Source organism: Pseudomonas sp. 18058, from assembly GCF_902706155.1.
Taxonomy (GTDB): Bacteria; Pseudomonadota; Gammaproteobacteria; order Pseudomonadales; family Pseudomonadaceae; genus Aquipseudomonas; species Aquipseudomonas rustica.
On sequence record NZ_CACSJY010000033.1, the window covers coordinates 16,120 to 34,032 of the forward strand.

The window sequence follows — 17,913 nt, forward strand, 5'->3', positions numbered from 1 at the left end:
ACTGGATGCATTCCCACGCAGAGCGTGGGAACGATCATCTATCGCCATGATTACGCTGAAAGGTCTCCTCCCCCATCGCCGCAATCTGCCCCTCGATCAACGCTTCAAACGGCTTGAGCAACGGCTCAAACGAAACCGGCGCCTCCAGCGTTTGCAATGCCTGCACAATCGCCTCAACCGTCGACAATGCCCCCGGCCCCGGGGCCTTGCGCAACCGATAGCGCGACACCCCGCCCTCGGCCAGCGTCACCCGTGGCAACGCCGCCAGCAGTGGATTGAGGTGCAGCATCTTGCGCGCTTTACGCCACGTGCCGTCCGGAACGACCAATAACAGCGGTTCATCCGACTCAGCGTAAGCCTGCATCGGCTGCGCATCATCGGCGGGAAACAACAACCGCGCCCGATAGCCCGGCTGATTCAGCAGCGTCGGCAAATCCTCAAACACCTCGCCGACAATCAGCTCAGCATTGCTCAAACCCAGCGCCGCCAATCGCGCGGTGTTCAACGCATGATTGACCTCGCTCGGATGCTGCAACAGCAACACTCGCGTGCGGCTGTCGAGGCTGGGGATCAGCGGGCACAGACAATGGGTTTGTGGGCGCAGGCAGCGCGGGCATTGAGGTCTGGACATACTTCTTGTTCCTACAAGCTAAGCCTGATTGAGCTGTGCTTTGAGCAAATCACGGAAAGTCTGGATCAGCGGCTCGCGGCTGCGGCCCCGGCGCATGATCATCGAAAACGGCGCCTGATAACCGAACGTCGCCGGCAGCAGAACCCGCAAATCCCCTTTGTCGGCCCACGCCTGCGCGTAGTGCTCCGGCAAGTAACCAATGTAGGCGCCGGACAACACCAGAATCAGCTGCGCCTCCATACTTTCCACGGTCGCTGCGCTGTGCTTGAAACCGTGACGCGCCAGCTCGGCCTGACTCCAATAACCACGACCGACCATGCGCTGCTGGGTGATGACTTGCTCAGGGATGCGCCGCTCGTTGAACAACGGATGGCGGCTGCTGCAATACAACCAGTGCTGCTCGCGGTACAGCGGCATATAGACCAGACCGCTCATCCGTGTGGAGAACGCGCCGATGGCCAGATCGAGGCGATTGTCCTGCACGCCGAGTTGCAGTTCGTATGGGCTCATCACCGATAAGTGCAAGTGCACCGCCGGGTGTTCCTGACTGTAGCCGCCGATGGCTTCGGCGAACGGCAAGGCCTTGTCGCTGACCGTGGAGTCGATCACCCCGAGGTTGAGCGTGCCGCGCAATTCGCCCTTGAGCGCGGCGGCGTATTGCTCGAACCCTTCGAGTTCGGCGAGCAGGCGCAGGGTTTCCTGATGGAACAGCTCACCCTTGCTGGTCAGGCTGAACCCGCCGCGCCCGCGATGGCACAGCACCAGACCGAGCGCGGCTTCGAGCTGGCTCATGTAGGTGCTGATCGCCGAGGTCGACAGGTTGAGTTCCTGCTGCGCATTGGCGAAACCCTGATGGCGCACGACGCTGACGAAGATGCGCAATAGTTTCAGGTCGGGTAAAGCGTTGGCCATGTCTACTCCAAGGATCGTTCCCACGCTCTGCGTGGGAATGCAGCCTGTGACGCTCTGCGTCACCTGCAAGTACGGCTGGACGCGGAGCGTCCGTAGATGCATTCCCACGCGGAGCATGGGAACGAGCCGGTGTGGAAGTCTGGCATTAGTTTAGAAAAATCTGAACTAAGTATTTGCCCGTAGCGATTCTTTCCCCTCACTACATTTCGCATCATCGGCCCCACAGCGGCGTCCGAACCTGTGCTCAACGGCGCGCCGATATAAATAAAACAAAGACGATGAGGCCCTACCCGTGGACAAGATTCTTCACCAACCACTGGGCGGCAACGAAATGCCGCGCTTCGGCGGCATCGCCACCATGCTCCGACTCCCCCATGTACCGACCGCTGCCGGCCTGGACGCTGCCTTCGTAGGCGTGCCACTGGACATCGGTACTTCGCTGCGCCCCGGCACCCGCTTCGGGCCACGCGACATTCGCACCGAATCGGTGATGATTCGCCCGTACAACATGGCGACCGGCGCTGCGCCGTTCGACTCGCTGGCCGTGGCCGACATTGGCGACGTGGCGATCAACACCTTCAACCTGCTCGACGCCGTGCGCATCATCGAAGAAGCCTACGACAACATCCTCGAGCACAACGTGATCCCGATGACCCTGGGTGGCGACCACACCATCACCCTGCCGATCCTGCGTGCGATTCATAAAAAGCATGGCAAGGTCGGTCTGGTGCACATCGATGCCCACGCGGACGTCAACGATCACATGTTCGGCGAGAAAATCGCCCACGGCACCACCTTCCGCCGCGCGGTTGAAGAAGGTCTGCTCGATTGCGATCGCGTCGTGCAGATCGGTCTGCGCGCTCAGGGTTACACCGCTGACGACTTCAACTGGAGCCGCGATCAGGGCTTCCGCGTGGTTCAGGCTGAAGAGTGCTGGCACAAGTCGCTGGCACCGCTGATGGCTGAAGTGCGCGAGAAAGTCGGCGGCGGCCCGGTGTACCTCAGCTTCGACATCGACGGCATCGATCCGGCCTGGGCACCTGGCACCGGCACCCCGGAAATCGGCGGTCTGACGACCATTCAGGCGATTGAAATCGTTCGCGGCTGCCAAGGCCTCGACTTGATCGGTTGCGATCTGGTAGAAGTCTCGCCCGCTTACGACACCACCGGCAACACCTCGCTGCTGGCCGCCAACCTGCTGTACGAAATGCTCTGCGTACTGCCAGGCGTGGTTCACCGCTGAGGGTTGCGTCATGAACGAACGTGATCAGGTTCTGCAAGCGGCCGCCGAACTGGTGGCTGCCTTTGCCCGTAATGATCGCGAGGCTTACTTCGGCGCGTTCAGCGCCGATGCAAGTTTCGTTTTCTACACCCTCGAACAGCCGTTGCTGTCGCGCGATGCCTATCAGGCCTTGTGGGACAGCTGGCGCGCCGAGGATGGCTTCGAGGTGCTTGCGTGCACCTCGAGCAACGCCTTCGTCAGCCTGCAAGGTGACGTGGCGATTTTCATCCATGACGTGGCCACCGAGCTGCGCATGCAAGGGGAGCAACACTTCAGCCAGGAGCGCGAGACGATTGTTTTCAAGAAACAAGCGTCGAGCCTAGAACAACAAGGCCATTGGCTGGCCTGCCACGAACATTTGTCCGCGATGCCGGAAGGGCTGCCATCCCCTTAGCCAAAACAGGTGACGCTCACGAACGATGAGCGCGCCTTTGTGATCGGAGCAGATCATGAATAACAACAACAACGAAAAAAGCCTTAGCAGCATTGAAACAAACGGGGTCGAACAGATCCCGGATCATGAGCGCGACGCCCGACCCAGCGACCTGTTTCGCTTGATCTTCGGCGGTGCCAATACCTTCGCCACCGCCGTGCTCGGCAGTTTCCCGGTGCTGTTCGGTCTGTCTTTTCAGGCCGGCGTCTGGGCGATTGTGCTGGGCGTGGTGGTCGGTGCGCTGATCCTTGCGCCGATGGGCCTGTTCGGCCCGCTCAACGGCACCAACAATGCCGTGTCATCGGGTGCGCATTTCGGTGTGCACGGGCGGATCGTCGGCTCGTTCCTGTCGTTGTTGACGGCGATCGCGTTCTTCTCACTGTCGGTGTGGAGTTCGGGTGACGCGCTGGTCGGTGGTGCCAAACGTCTGATCGGCCTGCCGGAAACCGACCTGACCCTGGGTCTGGCCTATGGCTTGTTCGCGTTGCTGGTGCTCACCGTGTGCATCTACGGCTTCCGCATCATGCTGTGGGTCAACCGCATTGCGGTGTGGGCCGCGAGCCTGTTGTTCCTGCTCGGCATTTTCGCCTTTGCCCCGGCCTTCGACAGCCAGTACGCCGGCAGCGTGGCCCTCGGTCAGGCAGGTTTCTGGGCGGCGTTTATCGGCGCTGCGCTGGTAGCGATGAGCAACCCGATTTCCTTCGGCGCCTTCCTCGGCGACTGGTCACGCTACATCCCGCGCACAACCCCGAAAGCCCGGATCATGCTGGCGGTGATCGCGGCACAGTTGGCAACCCTGATTCCGTTTTTGTTCGGCCTGACCACCGCGACCATCGTCGCGATCAAGGCGCCGGACTACATCGCGGCGAACAACTATGTCGGTGGTTTGCTGGCGGTGTCGCCGAGCTGGTTCTTCCTGCCGGTGTGCCTGATTGCGGTGATCGGCGGCATGTCCACCGGCACCACGTCGCTGTATGGCACCGGGCTGGACATGTCCAGCGTGTTCCCGCGCGTGCTGTCGCGGGTGAAAGCGACGCTGCTGATCGGCGTGCTGTCGATTGCCTTCATCTTCATCGGTCGCTTTGCGGCGAACCTGGTGCAGAGCGTGTCGACCTTCGCCGTGCTGATCATCACCTGCACCACGCCATGGATGGTGATCATGATCATCGGCCTGTTGGTACGTCGCGGTTTCTACTGCCCGGATGACCTGCAAGTGTTCACGCGCGGCGAACAGGGCGGACGCTACTGGTTCAACCACGGCTGGAACTGGCGCGGTCTGGGCGCGTGGATCCCGAGCGCGGCGGTCGGCCTGTGCTTCGTCAACCTGCCGGGGCAGTTCGTTGGCCCGCTGGGCGAAATGGCCGGCGGCATCGACATCAGCTTGCCGGTGACCCTGGGCCTGGCTTCGGTTGTGTACCTGACGCTGCTGAGCCTGTTCCCGGAACCGCGGGAAGTGTTCGGCCCGAAGGATGCACGGAGCCAAGGCGCGGAGTCGCCGGTTAAAGCGGCAATGCGACAAGCCGCCTGATTTACGCATGAACCGTAGGAGCAAGGCTTGCCCGCGAAGAACGATAACGCGGTCAGCCTGCTTGACCTTGGCGCACCCATCGCGGGCAAGCCTTGCTCCTACAGGTTTGGTTTTTGTTTCACCATAAAAAAGACAATCGGAGACACGCCATCATGGCTTTGGATTTATTCGTCGTCCTCATCTACGCAGCCGGCATGCTTTTGCTCGGCTATTTCGGCATGCGCAAGGCCAAAACCAACGAGGACTTTCTGGTCGCCGGTCGTAACCTCGGCCCAAGCCTGTACATGGGCACCATGGCCGCTACCGTGCTCGGTGGTGCGTCCACCGTCGGCACCGTTCGCCTCGGCTACGTGCACGGCATCTCCGGTTTCTGGCTGTGCGCCGCGCTGGGTTGCGGGATTCTCGCGCTGAACCTGTTTCTGGCCAAACCGCTGCTGAAACTGAAGATTTACACCGTTACCCAAGTGCTGGAAAAGCGCTACAACCCGATGGCCCGCTCGGCCTCCGCGCTGATCATGCTGGCCTACGCATTGATGATCGGCGTGACCTCGATCCTCGCGATCGGCACCGTCCTGCAAGTGCTGTTTGACCTGCCATTCTGGGTTTCGGTACTGGTCGGTGGTGGCGTGGTGGTGATCTACTCGGCGATCGGCGGCATGTGGTCGCTGACCCTGACCGACATCGTCCAGTTCATCATCAAGACCGTCGGCCTGATGTTCATCCTGTTGCCGATCTGCCTGTACCGCGTCGGCGGTTGGGACGAGCTGGTGCTGAAGTTGCCGGCCACCGCGTTCAACTTCACCACGATCGGTTGGGACACGATCATCACCTACTTCATGATCTACTTCTTCGGCATCCTGATCGGTCAGGACATCTGGCAACGGGTGTTCACCGTCAAGAACGAAAAAGTCGCCAAGTACGCCGGTAGCGCCGCCGGCATCTACTGCATCATCTACGGCCTGGCCTGCGCCCTGATCGGCATGGCGGCACACGTGCTGATTCCTGATCTGTCCAACGTCAACAACGCCTTCGCCGCCATCGTCAAACTGTCGCTGCCGGACGGCATCCGGGGTCTGGTGATCGCAGCTGCACTGGCCGCCATGATGTCTACCGCCAGTGCCGGCCTGCTCGCCGCTGCCACCACCATCACCGAAGACCTGCTGCCGAAACTGCGCGGCGGTAAACAATCGAGCCTGGGCATCAACCGCCTGTTCACCCTGCTGACCGGTGTTGTGGTGCTGGGTATCGCTCTGGTGGTGAACGATGTGATCAGCGCGCTGACCCTCGCTTACAACCTGTTGGTCGGCGGCATGTTGATCCCGCTGATCGGGGCGATCTTTTGGAAACGCGCAACCACCGCCGGCGCCATCGCCAGCATGGGCCTGGGTTTCGCCACCGCCCTGTTGTTCATGATCAAGGACGGCCTCGACGCCAACACGCCGATCTACTACAGCCTGGCTGTGGGCCTGATCAGTTTTGTGGTGGTCAGCCTGGTCTCCCCTCGCCCGGCAACCGTGGCGAGCGCGATCTAAGCTTGATGTAACGACTTGATGCTTTCTTCGACGGGTGTGGCGTCGGTTGCCACACCCGTTTTTTTTCGTCTGTAGAAAAGTGCTGATGAAGATGCTTCACTCAAGCAGAACAACGACTAGAAAAATCTGCCATGAGAAGAGCTGCCGTGCGTGCCGCCGTGCACCGGTTCATCCGCCGTCTGCTGGAGAACCACGACTTCAACGACCACACCAGCCTGGTGCAATTGGGGTTGGAAAAGGCCGATATCGAGGATTTGATCTTTCATCTGGAAGATGAATTCGGACTGACGGCATTCACCGCCGAAGAAGACCGTATGCTCAAGACCGCGAAGACCGCGAATGACTTGAGCCGGTTTTTAATAGAGATTGGACGGCATTGAAAGCAAAAGATCGCAGCCTTCGGCAGCTCCTACACTGATCCATGTAGGAGCTGCCGAAGGCTGCGATCTCTTGATCCTTAAAGAGGCACTTACCGCCGGCGCGGCTGGCGGCGACGCTGCTCGTCATCGGTGCGGATCGGGACAGGTTGCAGAGGCGGTTCGATCAAGCCGAGGGCAACACCCAAGTCGTGCAGCCAGTTTTGAATTTTCTCTTTCATCGTCATGCCCCCTTCAGGGTGGTGCTGAGCGACCGGAATTCTGAGGCCGCTTCGCACTGATAATAGTCCGAAGTCCTACGCAATGCTCGGCGAAATCCGCAATGATCTGTTACTGAATGGAACAGAATCTGCAGCCATTGGTTCAAGCCGTTTCTCGCACATCCGCCGAAGCCGCGGGATAGACAGCCTGCAGCACTTCTATCGACGCATTCGGATCGGCCCCGACCCTGACTTTGGCCCCATGAGCCATGTTGTCGCACCCCCTGAATGCTCGGCCAGCGGCTACTGACCCAGCGCTTTGCGCAAACGCCGACGCACCCACTGCTCGGCGCTGACGAAGGTGATGCCGAGTAACACCAGCACGGCGCCGATGATGAAGTTCAGGCTCAGCTCTTCGCCGAGCAGAATCACGCCGAAGGTCACGCCGAACAGCGGCGTCATAAACGAAAACACCGCGAGATTGGCCGCCAGATACCGACGCAACAGCCAGAACCACACCAGGTAACTGAAGAACGACACCACCAGCCCTTGGAACAGCACACTGGCCACCGCCACCGTGGTCAGGTTGACGTGAGTGATCTGGCCGCTGAACAGCGCGATCAACAACAGCCCGACGAAACCGACCATCAATTGATAGAACAGGGTCAAGGTCACTGGCGCGTCGGATAGGCGCGAGGCACGCACGACCACGGTGGTCGCGCCCCAGCAGGCACCGGCCAGAATCCCGAAGAAATCACCGAGCAGCATGCTCCGGTCAAGGTTGTCCCACGACACGCCGCCGGCGAAGGCAATCGCGATGCCGATGAAGGCGAGCAGAATCCCCAGCCATTGCAGCGGCCTTAGACGCTCGCTCGCCAGCAGAAAATGCACGCCCAACGCGGTGAAGATCGGCGCGGTGTAGAGGAATACCGACATGTGCGCGGCCGTGGTCAGTTGCAGGCCTTCGGAGATAAAGAAGAATTCCAGACCGAACAACGCACCGGCGAGCAAACCGCCGCGCCAGGTGTTGCCGACCTGATCCCAACCACCCTTCCAGCAGATCAACAATCCTACAAGCAACGCGGAAATGCCTGACCGCCCCGCCGCCTGCATCACCGGCGCGATGTCGGGCGCAGCCCATTTGATCATGACTTGCTGCACACCCCAGATCAGGCACAGGCCGATCATCACTTGCAGGGCAAACCGGTCGGCATTGCGCCGCTCGACACTCACCGCAACACCTCGAACACACACAACATGGCAGGCCATCCAATGGTCAGAAAACAGTGCTTGGGATTATCAATGAGTCGGGCGGAAAAAGCCGTCTGGAAAAGACATTTGTTTCTTCTGCAGCGTCAGCGGTGAATGGCCGTCGGCTGCGCCGCCATTCGCGAGCAAGCCCGCTCCCACAATGGCAACGCATTTCAAATGTGGGAGCGGGCTTGCTCGCGAAGAGGCCGGCAACAACACCACACATTACGGATCAGACCTGCCCAAACCGCCTCACCACCAAAAACCCAACCGCACAAGCCACAGCCGTCGCCACCATCCCCCACACCCAATCCATCAACGTCACCTGCACCGACCACCCACGCAACGTCGCCCAATTCGTCAGGTCATACGTCCCATACGCCACCAGCCCCAACAACGCCCCCCTCTTCACCGCCCACTGCCAACTCAGCGCGGGCAACACCACAAACACCACGCAGCCAAAAACATACAGGCAATAAAAAACCGCGGCCGGTAACAGCAGCGGTTTTTCCAGCATCAGCGAACCGAGCAGTTCGCGGTAGGTCGGCGCCATCAACAGCCCGAGCCAGATGCCGTCGAGCAGAAGAAACGTCAGCAGCGTGGCGACGTAGGCAATCAGCGATCTTTTCATCACACCACCCTCAATGTAGGAGCTGCCGAAGGCTGCGATCTTTTGACCTTGAAGATCAACAGATCGCAGCCTGCGAAAGCTCCTACATGGGGCTGGCGTGGACTCAGGTTAGTTCAATGCGATCGGCATGAATAACGATCTTGCCTTCCTTGTACAGCGAACCGATGGCCTTTTTAAAGTTGCCTTTGCTGACGCCGAACAGGCTGCTGATCAACGCTGGATCGCTCTTGTCGCTGACCGGCAGCGTGCCGTCGTTGTCACGCAACTTGGCGAGAATCTTCGAGTTAAGGCTGCTCGCTGCTTCCTGACCCACCGGTTGCAGGCTCAGAGCGATCTTGCCGTCGGCGCGCACTTCCTTGATGTAGCCCTTCTCGCTCATGCCGGCGCGCATGAACTTGAAGATTTCGTTCTTATGGATCAAACCCCAGTGCTTGTTGTTGATGATCGCCTTGAAGCCCATGTCGGTGGCTTCGGCAACCAGCAGATCAACTTCCTGGCCCTGGCTGTAATTGGCCGGGGTTTTGTCGAGGTAGCGATCCAGCCGCGCGGTGGCGGTGATGCGGCGGGTGTGCTTGTCGAGGTAGACGTGCACCACGCAGTACTCGCCGGCAGTCATCTGGCGCTTTTCTTCGGAATACGGCAGCAACAGATCCTTCGGCAGCCCCCAATCGAGGAACACACCGATGCTGTTGACTTCAACAACTTTCAGACTGGCAAATTCGCCGACCTGAACTTTTGGTTTCTCTGTGGTAGCGAGAAGTTTGTCTTCGCTGTCCAGATAAACAAAAACGTTGAGCCAATCTTCATCTTCGCTGGGAATATCTTTAGGGATATAACGGTTGGGCAAAAGAATCTCGCCGTCCGCACCGCCGTCCAGATATAAACCGAAGTTAGTGTGTTTAACCACTTGCAAACTGTTGTAACGCCCGACTAAAGCCATTTCCAGAACCCTCATTACGTGGGCGGCATTCTACCCGTTTTTGCCGCGAACGTTCGCCGGCAGATCCTCGGTTTCGGCTAAAACTGCGCCGCGCCTTGATTTTCCTTGATCGCCGACGAGCGAGGTGCCGCTCGTCAGTCTGCCAGCGAGGGGTTCAGCCGCGACATAATGTCCCGTCAAACAGCAATGATCTTATTTAAAACAGCAGGTTAGCTGGATATTCCAATTAATTAACCGCGAATAATGCAGCACCGCACTGGGTTATTCCCGGGGATATTTACCAAGCAATTGTCAAGTAATTACTGTACGATGCCTGGCCGAGTTACTTTTCTACAGGTTAATGGCCGCCATGCGTGTAAAAGCATCCAACAGCAAAGCAAAGCCAGCTCCAGCCGTTGAAACCAGCGAATCGATCAACGATCAAATCGCAGCGTTCCTCAAGTCCGGCGGCGAGATCCAGCAAATTGCCAAAGGCGTCAGTGGCCAGACGTTCGGCCCGTCCAAGCAGATCAGCCTGGGCAAGAAGTAACACCCGGTTTTACACCCGTCCAGAGGCGCTTTGAGCTTCGAAGCGCCTGGACTGGCACCGCGCAACACCCTCCCCGTTTTAAACAAACCAAACAGCAAATATTCAATAATCGACGAACGGCCTTCAATGCCGAGCATTCGCCGGTATCCTTGCACGCGTCTAGATCAAGCGTTTCAGCAGGCCCGCCGTCCTGCGCTCGCTGTTCATGGAGTGACGCATGCGCACATCTTCCTGTTTATTGCTTGTAGGCCTGTTCGCGGCAACGACCGCGCACGCGCAGATTTTCCAGCGTGAACTCGGTGATTTCGACCTCAAGCTCGGCACCACACCCAGCCGCAGCATGGCGCAGGGTCTGGTCAAACCGGCGGCGGTCGGTTCGTTCCACGGCGGTCTCGATCTGAGCCACGACAGTGGCCTCTACGTCGGTCAGTACGCACCGAGCATGGGCATCTCGCCGGGCAAGAACCTTGAAATCGACTCCTACGTCGGCTTTAAACAACCATTCGATCAGTTGCTCGGCTACGAAGTCGGGATGATTCATTACAGCTATCCGAAGGTCGACACTCTCGACAGCCAGGAAGTGTTCGGTGGCCTGACCCTGCTTGGCAGCCGCTTCGGCATCGCGCTGAGCAACGACCCGGATAAACAGAACAACACCCTTTTCGCCGACCTTGGCGGCAATCAGCCGTTCGGCATCGGCGTCAGCATGAAATACACCACCCACCAGTTGAACTCGCCAGTAGCGGTGGACGGCGGCTACGTCAGTAGTTTTACCGATTGGTCGGTGAAATTTTCCCGCCCGGTCATGGGCGTCGATCTCGATCTCATTTACAGCAACTCCAGCCTCAGCGGCAGCGATTGCTCGGCCTATTCCGGCCACAACAGCCAGTGCGACGGCCTCGTCACGCTCAAGGCCGAACGCGCCTTCTATTGATCGGCTGAACTGCCGGGCTCATTCTGCGTTCACATACACATCAGACCCTCAGGCCGGCCATCGCAAGGATTCGCCCATGTCTCGCTGGTTCAAGCACATTGCCGCGCTATTGATGTTCACCCTCGCCCTCGGCGCCTGCAGCCGCGTCGGCCTGGCCTATCGCAACCTCGACGTGATCATTCCGTGGACGCTCGGCGACTACGTCGACATGAACGGCGAGCAGAAAGACTGGTTCAACGAGCGCCTCAAGGAACACCTGAACTGGCACTGCACCACGCAATTACCGGGTTACCTCGACTGGCTGGATCGCTTGCAAACCATGGTCGAGACCAATCAGGTCACCGACGCCGCCCTGCAGGCGCGCACCGCCGAAGCCAAGCAAGCCATCGCCGAAACCGCGAAAGAGATCACCCCGTCAGCCATCGAATTGCTGCAAGGCCTGGACGACAAGCAAGTGGCGGAGATGAATGAAGCGTTCGCCAAGGACTTGCGCAAACGCCAGCAGGATTACGTCAATCCGCCGCTGGCCCAGCAGATCAAGGAACGTGGCGAGCGCATGACCAAACGCCTAAACGACTGGCTCGGGCCGCTGAGCGCCACCCAAGAACAGCGTGTAGTGGCCTGGACTAACGCTCTCGGGGATCAGAACACCCAGTGGATCGCCAACCGCGCGCATTGGCAAAAGCAGTTCAGTGCCGCCGTGGCGCAACGCAAGAGTGCAGAATTCCCACAGCGTATCGAGACGCTTCTGGTGAATCGCGAGAGCTTATGGACAGCGGATTACCGCAAGGCCTACGCCGATACCGAAGCGCAGGCACGCTCGTTGTTCGTTGATTTGATGGCGGAGAGCACGCCGCAGCAGCGTCAGCGCTTATTGAAAAAAATCGAAGGCGTACGCAAAGACTTCAACGACCTCAAATGTCTGAAGGCCGCACAAAAATCCTTGTAGGAGCAGAGCTCGCTCGCGAAAGCGGTCTGTCATTCAACAATAATGTTGGGGCTGACGCCGCCTTCGCGAGCAAGCTCGGCTCCTACAGGATCGCGGTCAACCTTTAGGCGATCTGGGCTTTCGAGGCGACTTCATCAAACGTCGCTTCATCCAGCGCATCAGCCTGTTCATCCAGCACCTGACGCGGGTGGTCATTGCCGGGAATGCTGCTGTCGATCAGGCTCAGCAAGCTCGAACCGCGCGGGGTCAGAGAAAAATTGTTGCCGGTGCTGCCCTCTTCATCCGGACGCGGCTGGATAAAACCGCGCAAAAGCAACAGCCGTTCATAGTCGCAGGCCACCGTTTTCAGGTGATCCAGATTCTCGATCGGCTCGCCGGCGCTGGCTTTCTCCGCCGCGTAATCCTCAGCGTAGGCGCGAGGGGCGAAGCTGTGGCCGGCGCTGTTTTGCACTTCGTGCAGCAAGCGTTCAATCAAATCCCAGTTATAAGTCGTCATCCTGATTCAACCTCCGGTGCGCATGATTTGGGGCGCGTACCTAGGTTGTGACCGGAGCCTGACGCAGCCGTTCAGCTGTATTTCCGTTGCCGACCGACCGGCGGTCTGTCGATTTCCCGGCGGGTTAAACGACTAGTCTGAAACAGACGGTTTCAACCCCGCAGGAGAAATCATCATGAACGTTGAGAATCATCCGGTGGTGTCCCGTGAAGCATGGCTCGCCGCCCGCAAACAACATCTTGAACACGAAAAAGCCTTCACCAAAGAGCGCGATCGCCTCAGCGCTGAACGCCGCGCCTTGCCTTGGGTGAAAGTCGACAAGGACTACCACTTCCAGGGCCCGAACGGCGAATTGAAGCTGGCTGACCTGTTTGGCGACCACAGCCAATTGGTCGCCTACCACTTCATGTTCGCCAAGGATTGGGAGGAAGGCTGCCAGGGTTGCTCGTTCCTCAGCGACCACATCGACGGCGCCAACCAGCATTTGGCCCACCACGATATCGCCGTGGTTGCGGTGTCCCACGCACCGTTTAACCAGTTTCAAGACTTCAAAAAACGCATGGGCTGGAAGTTTGACTGGGTATCCTCAGAAGGCTGCGACTTCAACTATGACTTCGGCGTGTGCGCCCGTGCCGAGGATGTTGCCGCCGGAAAGGCTACGTACAACTACGAAAAAACTGACAGCGCCGAAGAAGAAATGCCCGGGCTGAGCGTGTTTTACAAGGACAACGCCGGAAACATCTTCCACACCTATTCGACCTACGCCCGAGGTCTGGACATGCTGGTCGGCGCCTACAACTACCTCGACCTGACGCCGAAGGGCCGCAATGAAGACGAGATCATGGAATGGGTGCGGCATCATGATCGGTATGAAGGCGCGACAAAATCCAGCTGCTGCCACGGCAACTGATCGTCCTTTGTGGGAGTGAGCCTGCTCGCGAAAGCGTCGGGTCAGCTACCATGAATAGTGCCTGACATACCGCTTTCGCGAGCAAGCTCGCTCCCACAGGTTCTCCTACAGTTTCTGAACTTTTCACAGGCTTTGCCCCTCAACCGGTTAACCCGCCTTAACCGGAACTGAGGCCTGCCCCCATGAAAACCCTGATCAAGCTCACCCTCGCCGCCACCCTTGCCTGCGCCCTGCCCGTCTGGGCCTGCACGCCTGAGGAGGCGACCGCCAAACGTGAACAACTGGCCAAAGAGGTCACCAAGCTCACTGAACAGAATCCGGCCAAGGCCAAAGAGATCAACGCCGAGTTGCAGAAAATGGATCTGGGCACGGCCAGTGCGGATCTGCCGGACAAGTGCCAGTTGATTGATCAGCGCTTGAAAGAGTTGGGTACGGCGGAGAAGAAGGCGGAAGGCTAAAGCGAAGATCGCAGCCTTCGGCAGCTCCTACAGAGGGGCGAAAAAAAACCCGGATATTGTCCGGGTTTTTTCTGTGCGCCTGAAAAGTCTTACTCAGCCGCTGGCTCTGCTGGCTTGCGGCGCTTGAGCGGGGCCATGCCGTCGCTGCTTACCAACGAGTCTGGCTTCGGACGGTTGGCGCTCTTGCGCTTGGTCGGCGTCTTGGCGGCAGTTTTCTTCTTGTCGCCCTTGGCGTCGGTCTTTTTCTTCTTCACGCCAACGGCTTTGCCCGAGGCCTTGACCTTTTTCGGCCCGCCGTAGGTGCCTTTGACTTCCTTGACGGTGCGGCGCTCGAAGCTCTGCTTGAGGTAGCGCTCGATGCTCGACATCAGGTTCCAGTCGCCGTGGCAGATCAGCGAGATCGCCAGGCCGTCGTTACCGGCACGACCAGTACGACCGATGCGGTGCACGTATTCGTCGCCGCTGCGGGGCATGTCGAAGTTGATCACCATGTCCAGACCATCAACGTCCAGACCACGGGCCGCCACGTCGGTGGCCACGAGGATCTTCACGCCGCCCTGCTTCAGACGGTCGATCGCCAGTTTGCGATCCTTCTGGTCTTTCTCGCCGTGCAGCACGAACGCTTTGTATTCCTGAGCCACGAGGCGGCCGTAGATGCGGTCGGCCATGGCGCGGGTGTTGGTGAAGATGATCGCCTTCTGATAGGTCTCGTTGGCCAGCAGCCAGTTCACAATCTGCTCTTTGTGCTGATTGTGGTCGGCGGTGATGATTTGCTGACGGGTGGTCGAGTTCAGCTGGCTGACCGCGTTGAGCTGCAAGTGCTCAGGGTTGTTCAGCACTTTGGCGATCATTTCGCGCAGGCCGGAACCACCGGTGGTGGCCGAGAACAGCATGGTTTGCTGACGGTTCGTGCATTCGTCGACCAGACGCTGAACGTCTTCGGAGAAGCCCATGTCGAGCATGCGGTCGGCTTCGTCGAGCACCAGCACTTCGACTTCCTTGAGGTCAAGGTTGCCGGCGTTGAGTTGCTCGATCATGCGACCCGGGGTGCCGATGAGGATGTCCGGCACCTTGCGCAGCATCGCGGCCTGTACCTTGAAGTCTTCACCGCCAGTGATCAGGCCGGATTTGATGAAGGTGAACTGCGAAAAACGCTCAACTTCCTTCAGGGTTTGCTGGGCCAGCTCGCGGGTCGGCAGCAGGATCAGCGTCTTGATGCTGACGCGAACCTTGGCCGGGCCGATCAGGCGATTGAGGATTGGCAGAACGAAAGCGGCGGTTTTGCCGCTACCGGTTTGCGCAGTCACCCGCAAATCACGCCCTTGGAGCGCCAGCGGGATGGCCGCGGCTTGCACAGGCGTTGGCTCGACAAATTTCAGCTCGGCCACAGCTTTAAGCAGGCGTTCGTGCAGGGCGAATTGGGAAAACACGGGTGCTACCTCGAAGATATGCAAAAAAACAGCTGCATAGGTTACCGGTTTCGAGCGCTCAGGCCGAGTTTCTTTATGCAAACGGCAGCAATCAGTGGTTTTTTTGTTGCCTGATTTGTCTCCAAACGTAATACCTAGCGTCTTAAATGCTCTAATCGGCCATCGCGTCTTACAGAAGAATCGTTTCACTTATGGATATCAAACAGCTCTGGCTCAACGCCCAGGACCTCTGGGGCACCCTCGAACAGCATCCGATCCTGCAAGCCAGCCTCGCGCTGATGCTGCTGTTGGTGATCGCGTTGGTACTCGGACGAGTGGCGCGCTACCTGATCCTGCACGCCAGCCGCATGCTCGGTCGCCAGCCGGCGTTTCACTGGATCAACGATTTACGCCACAACAAAGTGTTTCAGCGCCTGGCGCAGATCACCCCGTCGCTGGTGATTCAGTTCGGCCTGCACTTGGTGCCGGAATTGAGCAAAACCGCGATGAATTTCCTCGGCAACGTCGCACTGGCGTTCACCATCCTGTTTTTGCTGCTGACCATCAGCGCGCTGCTCAATGCCCTGCTCGATATCTACGCGCGCACCGAACACGCCCGCACGCGCTCGATCAAAGGCTACGTGCAACTGGCGAAAATGGTTCTGTATGTGTTTGGCGGGATCATCATCGTCGCCACGCTGATCGACCGCTCGCCGCTGTTGCTGCTCTCCGGTCTCGGTGCGATGTCGGCGGTGATTCTGTTGGTCTACAAAGACACGCTGCTGTCGTTCGTCGCCAGCGTGCAGTTGACCAGCAACGACATGCTGCGGGTTGGCGACTGGATCGAAATGCCGCAAGTCGGCGCCGATGGCGATGTGGTCGACATCACTTTGCACACGGTCAAGGTGCAGAATTTCGACAAGACCATTGTGTCGATCCCGACGTGGCGCTTGATGTCCGAGTCGTTCAAGAACTGGCGTGGCATGCAGCAATCCGGCGGACGCCGGATCAAACGCAGCCTGTTCATCGACGCCAGCGGCGTGCGCTTCATCCGCGATGACGAGGAAGAAAAGCTCTCGCAGGTGCATTTGCTGACCGACTACATGAGCCGCAAAAAGGCCGAGCTCAAGGCGTGGAACGAGGCTCAGGGCAACGTTGCGGCAATGTCGGCCAACCGCCGGCGCATGACCAATATCGGCACGTTCCGCGCGTATGCGTTGGCGTATCTGAAGAGTCATCCGGAGATTCAACCGAACATGACCTGCATGGTGCGGCAGATGCAGACCACGGCGCAGGGCATTCCGCTGGAGATCTACTGCTTCACCCGCACCACGGCGTGGGCGGATTACGAGCGGATTCAGGGGGATATTTTTGATTATCTACTGGCGGTGTTGCCGGAATTCGGGCTGAGTTTGTATCAGCAGCCGAGTGGCGGGGATTTGCGCTCTGGCCTGTTGCCAGCGGTGCTCGGCTCGGCAAGCATCCCCGAGCCACAAAAACATCTTATGTAACGCACAGACCAAAACTGTGGGAGCGGGCTTGCTCGCGAAGGCGTCAGATCAGTCGACATAATCGTTGAATGACACACCGCTTTCGCGAGCAAGCCCGCTCCCACAGGGGACAGTTTTCAATCAGGGGTTATGCGGTGGCTGGTGATTTGCGGATGCCCAGGCGGCTGATCCACACGGCAGCAAGGATGACGCTACCACCCAGGAACAACCGCCCCAGCTCCTCATGCTGATTCCAGATCAGCAGATTCAGCAGCAACCCCACCGGCACATGCAGGTTGTTCATCACCGCCAACGTCCCGCCATTGACCATGCACGCGCCCTTGTTCCACCAGTACATGCCCAGCGCGGTCGAGACCAGTCCGAGAAACAGCAGCACGCCCCACTGCAGCGGCGCTTCCGGCAGAAAATTCGCTTTGCCGAACAGCAAAAACGCTGGCAGCACCACCGCCAGCGCGCCGACGTAGAAGAAGCCAAACCGTCGGTAATGCGGCAAATCACTCGGGTGCTTGGCCACCAGATGTTTGTACATCACCTGCCCGGCGGCGTAGGTGAAGTTGGCCAATTGCAGCAGCAGGAAGCCCATGAAGAAGTCCGGGCTGATGCTGTCGAAACGAATCACCGCCGCCCCACTCACCGCCACCAGTGCGGCGATCAGCGCCCACGGGTTGAAGCGGCGGTTCAGCGCGTCTTCGATCAACGTCACGTGCAACGGCGTGAGGATGGTGAACAGCAACACTTCCGGCACCGTCAGCACGCGGAAGCTCAGGTACAGACAGACGTAGGTCACACCGAACTGCAACGCACCGATCATCAGCATGCCGCGCATGAACGACGGTTCGACCGAGCGCCAGCGGGTCAGCGGGATGAACACCAGCCCGGCCAGCACCACGCGCACCAGCACGGCGAAGTAACTGTCGACATGACCGGCCAGATACTCGCCAATCAGACTGAAGGAAAACGCCTGGATCAGCGTGACAAAAAGTAGATAGCCCATGCTCGC

The 17,913-nt window shown here is 59.0% G+C and carries 20 protein-coding genes; 11 read left to right on the plus strand and 9 right to left on the minus strand.

Annotation, left to right across the window (positions count from 1 at the left end; translation table 11 throughout):
* Positions 1 to 34: 34 nt before the first annotated feature.
* Both GVL50_RS18230 and GVL50_RS18235 read right to left on the minus strand, forming a co-directional pair.
* On the minus strand, positions 35 to 631 hold the full coding sequence (locus GVL50_RS18230) for a tRNA-uridine aminocarboxypropyltransferase (protein ID WP_053118208.1): 597 nt from the start codon (positions 629 to 631) through the stop codon (positions 35 to 37).
* Positions 632 to 649: 18 nt separating this feature from the next.
* The gene (locus GVL50_RS18235) at positions 650 to 1,543 is read right to left on the minus strand and encodes a LysR family transcriptional regulator (protein WP_053118206.1); all 894 of its coding nucleotides are present in this window, start codon (positions 1,541 to 1,543) and stop codon (positions 650 to 652) included.
* Between the two features lie 292 nt (positions 1,544 to 1,835).
* Between GVL50_RS18235 and speB the strand changes: the two genes are divergently transcribed.
* The 5 genes from speB (at position 1,836) to GVL50_RS18260 (ending at position 6,698) form a co-directional block, all read left to right on the plus strand.
* A complete protein-coding gene (gene speB / locus GVL50_RS18240) occupies positions 1,836 to 2,786 on the plus strand; it encodes an agmatinase (protein ID WP_008086245.1) in 951 nt (316 codons plus the stop codon).
* Positions 2,787 to 2,796: 10 nt separating this feature from the next.
* Positions 2,797 to 3,219 (plus strand): nuclear transport factor 2 family protein, encoded by a 423-nt coding sequence (locus GVL50_RS18245; RefSeq protein ID WP_053118199.1) that lies wholly within the window; start codon positions 2,797 to 2,799, stop codon positions 3,217 to 3,219.
* Between the two features lie 55 nt (positions 3,220 to 3,274).
* A complete protein-coding gene (locus GVL50_RS18250; RefSeq protein WP_159814646.1) occupies positions 3,275 to 4,786 on the plus strand; it encodes a cytosine permease in 1,512 nt (503 codons plus the stop codon).
* A gap of 152 nt (positions 4,787 to 4,938) precedes the next feature.
* Positions 4,939 to 6,318, plus strand: coding sequence for a sodium:solute symporter (locus GVL50_RS18255; protein WP_053118194.1), 1,380 nt, complete (start codon positions 4,939 to 4,941; stop codon positions 6,316 to 6,318).
* A gap of 131 nt (positions 6,319 to 6,449) precedes the next feature.
* A complete protein-coding gene (locus tag GVL50_RS18260) occupies positions 6,450 to 6,698 on the plus strand; it encodes an acyl carrier protein (protein WP_159814647.1) in 249 nt (82 codons plus the stop codon).
* An 89-nt stretch (positions 6,699 to 6,787) separates the two neighbouring features.
* Here the strand turns inward: GVL50_RS18260 and GVL50_RS29065 are convergent, their stop codons facing one another.
* The 4 genes from GVL50_RS29065 to GVL50_RS18275 form a co-directional block, all read right to left on the minus strand.
* The gene (locus GVL50_RS29065) at positions 6,788 to 6,916 is read right to left on the minus strand and encodes a PA1414 family protein (RefSeq protein WP_003184145.1); all 129 of its coding nucleotides are present in this window, start codon (positions 6,914 to 6,916) and stop codon (positions 6,788 to 6,790) included.
* A gap of 282 nt (positions 6,917 to 7,198) precedes the next feature.
* Positions 7,199 to 8,128 carry a DMT family transporter gene (locus GVL50_RS18265; RefSeq protein WP_053118190.1) on the minus strand — a complete coding sequence of 310 codons (930 nt, stop codon included), beginning with the start codon at positions 8,126 to 8,128 and terminating at the stop codon, positions 7,199 to 7,201.
* Between the two features lie 250 nt (positions 8,129 to 8,378).
* Positions 8,379 to 8,777, minus strand: coding sequence for a DUF2177 family protein (locus tag GVL50_RS18270; protein WP_159814648.1), 399 nt, complete (start codon positions 8,775 to 8,777; stop codon positions 8,379 to 8,381).
* Between the two features lie 103 nt (positions 8,778 to 8,880).
* Complete coding sequence (locus tag GVL50_RS18275) at positions 8,881 to 9,717, minus strand: S1 RNA-binding domain-containing protein (RefSeq protein WP_053118186.1); 837 nt, start codon at positions 9,715 to 9,717, stop codon at positions 8,881 to 8,883.
* 340 nt (positions 9,718 to 10,057) lie between these two features.
* Between GVL50_RS18275 and GVL50_RS18280 the strand changes: the two genes are divergently transcribed.
* From GVL50_RS18280 to GVL50_RS18290, 3 genes are all read left to right on the plus strand, one after another.
* Positions 10,058 to 10,246 (plus strand): hypothetical protein, encoded by a 189-nt coding sequence (locus tag GVL50_RS18280; RefSeq protein WP_016702300.1) that lies wholly within the window; start codon positions 10,058 to 10,060, stop codon positions 10,244 to 10,246.
* Between the two features lie 217 nt (positions 10,247 to 10,463).
* Positions 10,464 to 11,180 carry a TorF family putative porin gene (locus GVL50_RS18285; RefSeq protein WP_159814649.1) on the plus strand — a complete coding sequence of 239 codons (717 nt, stop codon included), beginning with the start codon at positions 10,464 to 10,466 and terminating at the stop codon, positions 11,178 to 11,180.
* Between the two features lie 76 nt (positions 11,181 to 11,256).
* A complete protein-coding gene (locus tag GVL50_RS18290) occupies positions 11,257 to 12,129 on the plus strand; it encodes a DUF6279 family lipoprotein (RefSeq protein WP_159814650.1) in 873 nt (290 codons plus the stop codon).
* Between the two features lie 103 nt (positions 12,130 to 12,232).
* On the opposite strand, the gene GVL50_RS18295 is transcribed toward GVL50_RS18290, so the two are convergent.
* Complete coding sequence (locus tag GVL50_RS18295) at positions 12,233 to 12,625, minus strand: hypothetical protein (RefSeq protein WP_053118180.1); 393 nt, start codon at positions 12,623 to 12,625, stop codon at positions 12,233 to 12,235.
* A gap of 175 nt (positions 12,626 to 12,800) precedes the next feature.
* Between GVL50_RS18295 and GVL50_RS18300 the strand changes: the two genes are divergently transcribed.
* Positions 12,801 to 13,535 carry a thioredoxin family protein gene (locus GVL50_RS18300; protein ID WP_159814651.1) on the plus strand — a complete coding sequence of 245 codons (735 nt, stop codon included), beginning with the start codon at positions 12,801 to 12,803 and terminating at the stop codon, positions 13,533 to 13,535.
* A 182-nt stretch (positions 13,536 to 13,717) separates the two neighbouring features.
* Positions 13,718 to 13,993, plus strand: coding sequence for a hypothetical protein (locus GVL50_RS18305; protein ID WP_053118177.1), 276 nt, complete (start codon positions 13,718 to 13,720; stop codon positions 13,991 to 13,993).
* A gap of 89 nt (positions 13,994 to 14,082) precedes the next feature.
* Here the strand turns inward: GVL50_RS18305 and GVL50_RS18310 are convergent, their stop codons facing one another.
* The gene (locus tag GVL50_RS18310; RefSeq protein WP_053118174.1) at positions 14,083 to 15,423 is read right to left on the minus strand and encodes a DEAD/DEAH box helicase; all 1,341 of its coding nucleotides are present in this window, start codon (positions 15,421 to 15,423) and stop codon (positions 14,083 to 14,085) included.
* Positions 15,424 to 15,614: 191 nt separating this feature from the next.
* Between GVL50_RS18310 and GVL50_RS18315 the strand changes: the two genes are divergently transcribed.
* Positions 15,615 to 16,913 carry a mechanosensitive ion channel family protein gene (locus GVL50_RS18315; protein WP_053118172.1) on the plus strand — a complete coding sequence of 433 codons (1,299 nt, stop codon included), beginning with the start codon at positions 15,615 to 15,617 and terminating at the stop codon, positions 16,911 to 16,913.
* A gap of 127 nt (positions 16,914 to 17,040) precedes the next feature.
* Here the strand turns inward: GVL50_RS18315 and GVL50_RS18320 are convergent, their stop codons facing one another.
* Positions 17,041 to 17,907, minus strand: coding sequence for a carboxylate/amino acid/amine transporter (locus tag GVL50_RS18320; protein WP_159814652.1), 867 nt, complete (start codon positions 17,905 to 17,907; stop codon positions 17,041 to 17,043).
* Positions 17,908 to 17,913 lie beyond the last annotated feature (6 nt).

Coding starts and splice junctions, on each gene's coding strand:
- GVL50_RS18230 (WP_053118208.1), bottom strand. CDS start 631: ATGTCCAGACCTCAATGCCCGCGCTGCCTGCGCCCACAAACCCATTGT.
- GVL50_RS18235 (WP_053118206.1), bottom strand. CDS start 1,543: ATGGCCAACGCTTTACCCGACCTGAAACTATTGCGCATCTTCGTCAGC.
- GVL50_RS18245 (WP_053118199.1), top strand. CDS start 2,797: ATGAACGAACGTGATCAGGTTCTGCAAGCGGCCGCCGAACTGGTGGCT.
- GVL50_RS18250 (WP_159814646.1), top strand. CDS start 3,275: ATGAATAACAACAACAACGAAAAAAGCCTTAGCAGCATTGAAACAAAC.
- GVL50_RS18255 (WP_053118194.1), top strand. CDS start 4,939: ATGGCTTTGGATTTATTCGTCGTCCTCATCTACGCAGCCGGCATGCTT.
- GVL50_RS18260 (WP_159814647.1), top strand. CDS start 6,450: ATGAGAAGAGCTGCCGTGCGTGCCGCCGTGCACCGGTTCATCCGCCGT.
- GVL50_RS29065 (WP_003184145.1), bottom strand. CDS start 6,916: ATGAAAGAGAAAATTCAAAACTGGCTGCACGACTTGGGTGTTGCCCTC.
- GVL50_RS18270 (WP_159814648.1), bottom strand. CDS start 8,777: ATGAAAAGATCGCTGATTGCCTACGTCGCCACGCTGCTGACGTTTCTT.
- GVL50_RS18275 (WP_053118186.1), bottom strand. CDS start 9,717: ATGGCTTTAGTCGGGCGTTACAACAGTTTGCAAGTGGTTAAACACACT.
- GVL50_RS18280 (WP_016702300.1), top strand. CDS start 10,058: ATGGCCGCCATGCGTGTAAAAGCATCCAACAGCAAAGCAAAGCCAGCT.
- GVL50_RS18285 (WP_159814649.1), top strand. CDS start 10,464: ATGCGCACATCTTCCTGTTTATTGCTTGTAGGCCTGTTCGCGGCAACG.
- GVL50_RS18290 (WP_159814650.1), top strand. CDS start 11,257: ATGTCTCGCTGGTTCAAGCACATTGCCGCGCTATTGATGTTCACCCTC.
- GVL50_RS18295 (WP_053118180.1), bottom strand. CDS start 12,625: ATGACGACTTATAACTGGGATTTGATTGAACGCTTGCTGCACGAAGTG.
- GVL50_RS18300 (WP_159814651.1), top strand. CDS start 12,801: ATGAACGTTGAGAATCATCCGGTGGTGTCCCGTGAAGCATGGCTCGCC.
- GVL50_RS18305 (WP_053118177.1), top strand. CDS start 13,718: ATGAAAACCCTGATCAAGCTCACCCTCGCCGCCACCCTTGCCTGCGCC.
- GVL50_RS18315 (WP_053118172.1), top strand. CDS start 15,615: ATGGATATCAAACAGCTCTGGCTCAACGCCCAGGACCTCTGGGGCACC.
- GVL50_RS18320 (WP_159814652.1), bottom strand. CDS start 17,907: ATGGGCTATCTACTTTTTGTCACGCTGATCCAGGCGTTTTCCTTCAGT.